The sequence below is a fragment of the Acidobacteriota bacterium genome (assembly GCA_039030395.1).
Lineage (GTDB): Bacteria > Acidobacteriota > Thermoanaerobaculia > Multivoradales > JBCCEF01 > JBCCEF01.
The window spans coordinates 1-2,013 of the sequence record JBCCEF010000064.1 but is presented as its reverse complement, the minus strand read 5'-3'; the positions used below and the strand labels follow the sequence as shown (position 1 = coordinate 2,013).

At 69.3% G+C, this 2,013-nt stretch carries 2 protein-coding genes; both read right to left on the bottom strand.

The annotated features are described in order from the left end of the window. On the bottom strand, nucleotides 1-336 hold a 336-nt coding region (locus tag AAF481_20490), incomplete at its 3' end, for a class I SAM-dependent methyltransferase (GenBank protein MEM7483545.1). Beyond that, nucleotides 333-2,013: CocE/NonD family hydrolase (locus tag AAF481_20485; GenBank protein MEM7483544.1), on the bottom strand; the 1,681-nt coding region annotated here is incomplete at its 5' end. The genes AAF481_20490 and AAF481_20485, both read right to left, overlap by 4 nt.

Below are 2,013 nucleotides of genomic sequence, written 5' to 3'. Positions count from 1 at the left end.
CACCGACTCGACACCCGCCGATGGCGAATCCCCCGCCACGCCGTCTGTCACTTCGTCTCTCGGCTCGATCGCCAGCCCTGCCTCGGCGACGTTGCGGCGCGCCTGATCGACCTGGACGGGTGAGACATCGCCGGCCACGACTCGATGCCCCGCGCGGCTGAGCTCGATGGCGTAGCGGCCCGGCCCGGCGCCGACATCGAGAACCCGGCTACCAGGTGGGAGATGCTCGTGCAGCAGCGCGCGGTGAATGTGAAACTCACACGGAAAGGCGTCGAGCCGCGTATTCTGGTAACTCGACCAGGCGTCGTAGATCTCGCCAACCTTGTGGGGTGTCATGTTGCGACCTCCATGTCGAGCACGTCGAGCGAGCCGGGAAGTACGAGCCGGGTCGGCATCAGCGGACTCCAGTAGATGGTTTGCACGGCGCTGCGGAGCGATCGACCGAAGAGACGGTCTTCGCCCGAGGCCAGATTGCGGGCGTACGAAGGGAAAGCGCTGCTGGTGATCTCGAGACGCAGTCGATGGCCGGCAGGGATCGTGATCGCCATCGGCGACAGCGGGATCTCGAACCGGTAAGGCCGATCAGGACGCAAAGCCTCGCCGCGGCGAGCCAGCGCCCGCACCGCGTCGACCAGTCCGTGCGTGATGTAGAGCGAGCGCCCGTCCGGCAGGACCTCGAGCACCCGCGCCACCCAATCGGTGGAGGGTGCGTCGGTGCTCGCCCACAGGATCACCCGCGCCTCGCCCAGCCAACGACGGGGCGTCTCGAGCGGGGCGCTGGTGAAACGTGCGACGTCGGTGCGACCGGCGAGGTCCGTCTCGTCGATTGGCGTTCGGCGCGCCGGGTAGGGATCCTCGGGATCGTAGGGAAAAGAGCACTGCCCCGACGCGCCGGCGGACTCGCTCGACAGACCTTTTGCCGACGTCACGTGCCACGGCAGCCGATCCCCGGCCGCCTCCGGATCGGATGTGTCGGATGTAGACCAGCGGTTCTCGCCGGTGACGAAAACATGCGGAGCCTCCACAGAGGGAAGATCGTCCGGCGCTTCCTCACCGTCGAGCACGTGGTGCAGCCACGCGGCCTGGAAACGGCCGAGGGGGAAGCGCGAGGCGGATCCGTAGTCGCGCTCGCCGTAGCGGCTGGGTAGGTGCCCCCGCGGTTGATGCGTCCACGGCCCGATCACCAGCCCGCGGGGCGGCCGAGGCTCGTGCGCTTTGCCAACCGTCGCCCATTGATGGAGCGTCTCGCCGCAGTATGGATCGTGCCAGCCGCCGACGTGGAGTGACGGCACGGCAAGTGCCGCGAGCTCGGCATCACCGAAGGGAGGTGGCGCTGCGGGATCGGCGGTGGCGGCGGACAGCCAGCCGGGCAGGGGAGCCCACAGCCGCGTGGGAAGATTCGCCACGGGAAGTTGACGCAAGAGATCTGGCTCGGCCTCGAGCATCGCCGTCGCCAGCCCATCTCGGGCGCATCGCGCGTCGCCATGGGTGAGCCACCACGAGACGTGACCGAGCAGAGGCAGAATGCCGCCGTCCGGCCCAGGAGAGAAATCCACCGGCCGCATCGCCGGCACCGAAGCGATCACCGCGCGGATTGCCGGATGTTGGCTCACCGCCGCAGCCCAGGCGGTGAAGGCACCATACGAGCCGCCGGTCAAGACGACTCTGCCGTCGCACCAGGGCTGCCCGGCCACCCATTCGACGGTCGTACGCCCGTCCCGACGTTCGTGGACGTAGGGGCGCCACGTGCCGCCCGAATCGTACCGCCCTCGCACATCTTGCACGATGCAGCCAAAGCCGTGCTCGACCCAGCCCAGGGCCTCCGCCCGGTGCTGGGCCTTGCCGAGGTAGGTCCGCAGGATCACCACCGGGCGAGGGGCCGCGCGCGGGCGGTAGACGTCCGTGGCCAGCGGCACGCCGTCCTCAGAGGTGACGACGAGGCCTGCCTGGACGCGCGCGGCCTCGGCGCGCGCCGGAGCTTCGACCCGCGCGGTCGACTTCAAGGCAGGCATT